The sequence below is a fragment of the Bathymodiolus azoricus thioautotrophic gill symbiont genome, from assembly GCF_001298715.1.
Taxonomy (GTDB): Bacteria; Pseudomonadota; Gammaproteobacteria; order PS1; family Pseudothioglobaceae; genus Thiodubiliella.
Genome location: NZ_CDSC02000169.1, coordinates 1 through 4,985 on the forward strand (window position 1 = coordinate 1; position 4,985 = coordinate 4,985).

Genomic DNA, 4,985 nt, shown 5'->3' on the forward strand with positions numbered 1-4,985 from the left:
AGTTCCCATTGTATATTCATATCATTGCATTGTGCAAGATATGGATGTGTACTGTTCAGTGTGGCTTCATTACAAACTGATAATACTTCTAAGAGTTCGGCATCAAAATACACCTTAAATTTAATATCAGGACGATTTAGCGAGCCGAGTTTGTGTGTGAGTATAAAGATGGCAGTGTAAGGTGTTTTATCTTCAACAAATAAATACAAATCTTGCTCATTGTCATGACATATCACACTATTATGTGTAATATCTTTGAGCGTGGGAATGAGGTTCAAAATCTTTTGGTAGTTTGATTCGAACAACCTTGAGACTTCCCTGTAAGTCTTAGGACTACGTTGTGTGTATAAAGGTTTTAAGAATTTATCCATTGTGTTTCATAGTCTAAGCGACCGTCATCAAAAAGGGTGTAATAATTAAAGCCAATGCGTCGTTCGTCATTAAACTGCGTGGCAGTTGATGGACAGGCGATAATTTTTAAACCATTTTTATCAAATTCTGCCGACTCGTGTGCGTGACCAAACAGCACTGCTTGTATTTTAGGGTGTTTGTCTAACACGGCAAATAAGTCCTGTGGATTTTCCAAAGATAAGGCGTCATCCCACGCACTATTCATCGGCACGATAGGGTGGTGTAAGACAATAAGATTATATTTTGCATTGGAATGTTGCAGTTGTTTATCTAGTGTTGTGAGTGTATTTTTTGTGACAAAGCCACTGGTTTTACCTAGTTGTACCGAGTCAATGTTAATAATATCCCAAGCGCCCAGTGTAATACAATCAAATAAACAAGCGCCAAACTCACTAGCAAGATTATTTGAGTCATCATGATTTCCAGCAATGACAAAAATATCAGTTTCAATAGGTGTGAGAATTTCTTTTAACTTTTTGTAAGAGTGAGGCGTGCCATTGTGTGTCAAATCACCACTAATTAGCAATGCATCACTTTGTAGGGTAACGATTTTATCAACAACTTTTGCTAAGTTTATATGGCTGTCAACTTCCATGGTCTGGGCGTTATCATCAATATGACAATCGCTGATTTGGATAAAATGTTTCATTTTTTATTTGCCACTAACAAAGCTTACTCGAGCGCTAACACCTGTTAATAGTTCATAACCAATAGTGCCACTATGATGTGCCACGGTTTCAACCCGCAGTTTTTTATCCCCCCACAAAATTGCCTTATCACCAATGGCTACTTTTGCGCTACCGATATCTACGGCTATCATATCCATTGATACGCGACCTACCAATAGATGCAATGCGCCATTAATCAATACAGGCGTGGTGTTTGTTGCATGCCTAGGATAGCCATCACCATAACCAATGGCAATTATTGCTATAGTGGTTTGTTTATTAGCTGTCCAACTTGCACCATAACCAACACAATCACCTGTTTGTAATGTTTTGATGGAGATAATAGGCGCTGATAGTTGCATAACAGGCTTAAGTGTAAAACGATTATCCTTAAAAGGCAAAGCACCATACAACATAATGCCAGGGCGCACCACATCAAAAATCGATTCTGGTAGTGATAAAATCGCAGCAGAATTTGCCATAGAGCGATTATTTTTATTGTCTGTTAATGTGTTGAATGTCTTAAGCTGTGCTTGATTCATTGGATGATTTTGTTCATCTGCACAAGCAAAGTGACTCATGACACATTTGATATTAATCAGTGGATTAGACTTAAAACTGGACAAACATTGCTGGTACTCATCACTTGATAGACCAAGTCTATGCATGCCTGTGTCAATCTTCAACCAAATGTTTAATGTTTGTGTTGTGTTATTAATGAGCGTGATTTGTGAGCTATGATGCACCATACAATGGCAATTCAAATTTATCGCTTGTTGTAACTCTTCACTAGAGTGAACGCCTGATAATAATAAAATAGGTTTGTCGCTTATTCGTCTGAGTTTTTGCGCTTCTTTTATTTCGCTTATCGCTAAAATATCGGCGTTTTCAAGTAGTGGTGTAACCAAATCTAGTTGATGACCATAAGCATTGGCTTTCACCATTGCCACGACCTTTGCTTGTGGCGCATACTTTTTGACAACGGATAAGTTATACAATAATGCAGATTGAGAGATTGTTGCCACGCCACGCATATTAATTCAAGAGAATTAGAATTCTTCTGCGTCGAAATTGGCTTCGCTGTTGGCGTAGGCCGCATCGATCATCGCATCATCAGGTGTGTACTGCGCCATAGAATCAGGTGCCAAATCTTCAAAACGAGTGTATTGACCAATCCATGCAAGTTTAATGCCACCAGTTTCGCCATTACGATGCTTGGCGATTTGCAGGTCTGCCTTGCCAACTTCTTCTGGATTGGAATAATTTTCATCATGATATTGCTCGTCTCGATAAACGAAAGCAATGATATCAGCATCCTGCTCAATCGAGCCTGATTCGCGCAAATCTGACATTTGTGGCATCCGACCTTTATTTGGCTTGGGGCGTGATTCAACACCACGATTAAGTTGTGATAAGGCAATCACAGGTACACCAATTTCTTTAGCCAGCGCTTTAAGGGAGCGAGAGATTTCTGATATTTCCTGCACTCGGTTTTCACTCTTTCCGTGTACCGTCATCAACTGCAAGTAATCCACCATAATCAGTGCTAACTCAGGGTATTGTCTTTTAATGCGACGGGATTTTGCACGAATTTCTGTTGGGGTAATAGAAGGTGTTTCGTCAATTAAAATATCGTTTTTATCCATTGCACTAATAGCATGACTAAAACTATTCCAATCAGTTTCTGTCATCTCACCTGCACGAATTTTTTTGCTATCAATATGTCCAAATGAAGAAATCATTCTAAGTATTAATGCTTCAGTCGGCATCTCTAGAGAAAATACCAATACGGGTTTACTTTGTTCAATAGCCACATTACCGACAATATTCATTGCAAGGGCTGTTTTACCCATAGAAGGGCGACCTGCAATAATGATTAAATCACCTTTTTGCAAGCCTGAAGTTTTTTTGTCTAATTTCGTGAAACCAGTTTCTAGCCCTGTTAATCCACCCTTACTTTCTGCCCATTCATGCGCTAAATTAGCCACATCCTTAGTCATATCTTTAACATTAATAACATCTTGTTTGCCACGATTGATATGCTCTGCAATATCAAATATTTCTCTTTCAGACAAATCAATTAATTCTTGCAGTTCAATGTCTTTTGGGTTGTAGGCTTTGTCGGCAATTGTGTGGCTAGCTTGAATCAATCGTCGATAAACAGACAACTCACGTACATGTTTGGCATAGGTTTGAATGTTTGTAACACTGGGTGTATTCTCAGCAATTTGTGCCAAATAGGCAAAGCCACCCACAGCTTCTTCATCACCTGTTTTTTTTAATCGTTCTTTAACCGTTAGAATATCTGCAGGCTCTGCGTGTTCTAACAGTAGTTTAATTGCTTCAAAGATAAGTCGGTGTGAGGCAGTATAAAAATCATCTTTGTTGATAGCATCGGCTACTTGGTCCCATGCTTCGTTATGCAATAGTAAGCCACCGAGCACAGATTGCTCTGATTCAATTGAATTTGGCGGTATATTAATGTTTTCAATATCCATAATGATTGTAAAAAATAAGCAGTAAAAACCTTGCAAGACAAGGACTTAATTTTAACTTAATTTATTGTTAGCGCCCCCATAATGTTTCATCAAAAACCCAATCAAAACAAGTAGACAATAAAAAACCCTCGCAAAGAGGGTTTTTTTAACATTTGATTTGTTGTTCTTTATTGCACTTCTTCAGAGGCCTCAACCACCACCTTGATGTCAACAGTGATACTAGTGTGTAAAGTGATACTAATATCATACTCACCAACATGATGAATTGCTTCGGGTAAGTTAATATCACATTTTTCAACTTCATGACCTGCTTGTGCCAAACTTGCTTTAATGTCTGCTGTGGTAACAGAACCAAATAGCTTACCTTCTTCACTTGCATTCGCTTTAAGTGAACAAACCGTACCAGCCATTGCATCTGCTTTTGATTGCGCTGCTTTGATTGCAGCTACTTCTTTTGCCTCTAAATCGGCCTTTATGGTTTCAAACTCTGCTAGGTTAGCTGCTGTTGCTGGCTTCACCTTGCCTTGTGGAATTAAGAAGTTGCGTGCATAACCCGCTTTAACATTAGCGACATCACCTAAACCACCCATCTTACCAATTGTTTCTAATAAAATTACTTGCATGATTAACTCCTATTTTTTATGCTTGTCAGTGTAAGGAATCAATGCTAGGAACCTAGCACGCTTGATTGAAGTGGTTAATTGACGCTGGAATTTGGCGCTTGTGCCCGTCATTCTTGATGGGGTAATTTTGCCACCTTCGTCAATGTTCTTTAACAAAACATCTACATCTTTATAGTCGATTTCTTTAACACCTGCTGCTGTGAAACGACAAAAAGTGTTGATTTTAATTTGAGGTCTGCGTTTTCTCTTTTGTTGCTTAGCCATAATACTCTCCTATCTCCTATCTTTCTTTTTTTCGTCTGAGTCTTTGGCATTCATCATTACTGAAGCCTCAGTGATTGCGCCTTTCTTGGAAATGATTAAATTCCTTAAAATAGCATCGTTAAAACGGAAGTTGTAATTTAATTTATCAAGTGTCTCTTGGTCACACTCAATATTTAACATTAAGTAATGCGCCTTATAAATTTTGTTGATTGGATAAGCAAGGTGTTTACGACCCCAGTCTTCTTCACGGTGAATTTTACCGCCATCGGCAGTAATAATCTCTTTGTATTTGCCCATCATCGTTTCAACTTGTGTTGATTGATCAGGATGTACAATTAGTGTAATCTCATAGTGTCTCATGAGTGTTTTCTCCTTATGGTTATATTAAAAAAATAGCTTGCCAAGTTGGTACCCAGTCAAGCAAGGGAAAGCGCATTATACACTGTTTTGCATTTTTAGATTAAGAGTGTTCTCCCTAATCCAAAAATAGAAATCAAAAAAACACACAAACCCCAACTGGT

General features: G+C 38.3%; 7 protein-coding genes. All 7 read right to left on the minus strand.

The features are described from left to right. Positions 1-278: DUF1249 domain-containing protein (locus BAZSYMA_RS03350; RefSeq protein WP_195910075.1), on the minus strand; the 278-nt coding region annotated here is incomplete at its 3' end. Between the two features lie 77 nt (positions 279-355). After that, a complete protein-coding gene (locus BAZSYMA_RS03355; protein WP_090715631.1) occupies positions 356-1,060 on the minus strand; it encodes a metallophosphoesterase family protein in 705 nt (234 codons plus the stop codon). 3 nt (positions 1,061-1,063) lie between these two features. Continuing rightward, positions 1,064-2,113 (minus strand): alanine racemase, encoded by a 1,050-nt coding sequence (alr, locus tag BAZSYMA_RS03360; protein WP_195910076.1) that lies wholly within the window; start codon positions 2,111-2,113, stop codon positions 1,064-1,066. A gap of 15 nt (positions 2,114-2,128) precedes the next feature. Then, positions 2,129-3,577, minus strand: coding sequence for a replicative DNA helicase (gene dnaB / locus BAZSYMA_RS03365; RefSeq protein ID WP_090715635.1), 1,449 nt, complete (start codon positions 3,575-3,577; stop codon positions 2,129-2,131). Between the two features lie 167 nt (positions 3,578-3,744). Beyond that, a complete protein-coding gene (gene rplI, locus BAZSYMA_RS03370) occupies positions 3,745-4,200 on the minus strand; it encodes a 50S ribosomal protein L9 (RefSeq protein WP_090715638.1) in 456 nt (151 codons plus the stop codon). Positions 4,201-4,209: 9 nt separating this feature from the next. Continuing rightward, complete coding sequence (rpsR, locus tag BAZSYMA_RS09870) at positions 4,210-4,464, minus strand: 30S ribosomal protein S18 (RefSeq protein WP_195910077.1); 255 nt, start codon at positions 4,462-4,464, stop codon at positions 4,210-4,212. 9 nt (positions 4,465-4,473) lie between these two features. Then, positions 4,474-4,824, minus strand: a complete 351-nt coding sequence (gene rpsF / locus BAZSYMA_RS09875) for a 30S ribosomal protein S6 (RefSeq protein ID WP_139683209.1) — start codon at positions 4,822-4,824, stop codon at positions 4,474-4,476. Between the last annotated feature and the right edge of the window lie 161 nt (positions 4,825-4,985).

Excerpts from the sequence above, each read along its gene's own strand:
- BAZSYMA_RS03355 (WP_090715631.1), bottom strand. The coding sequence starts at position 1,060 with ATGAAACATTTTATCCAAATCAGCGATTGTCATATTGATGATAACGCC.
- alr (WP_195910076.1), bottom strand. The coding sequence starts at position 2,113 with ATGCGTGGCGTGGCAACAATCTCTCAATCTGCATTATTGTATAACTTA.
- dnaB (WP_090715635.1), bottom strand. The coding sequence starts at position 3,577 with ATGGATATTGAAAACATTAATATACCGCCAAATTCAATTGAATCAGAG.
- rplI (WP_090715638.1), bottom strand. The coding sequence starts at position 4,200 with ATGCAAGTAATTTTATTAGAAACAATTGGTAAGATGGGTGGTTTAGGT.
- rpsR (WP_195910077.1), bottom strand. The coding sequence starts at position 4,464 with ATGGCTAAGCAACAAAAGAGAAAACGCAGACCTCAAATTAAAATCAAC.
- rpsF (WP_139683209.1), bottom strand. The coding sequence starts at position 4,824 with ATGAGACACTATGAGATTACACTAATTGTACATCCTGATCAATCAACA.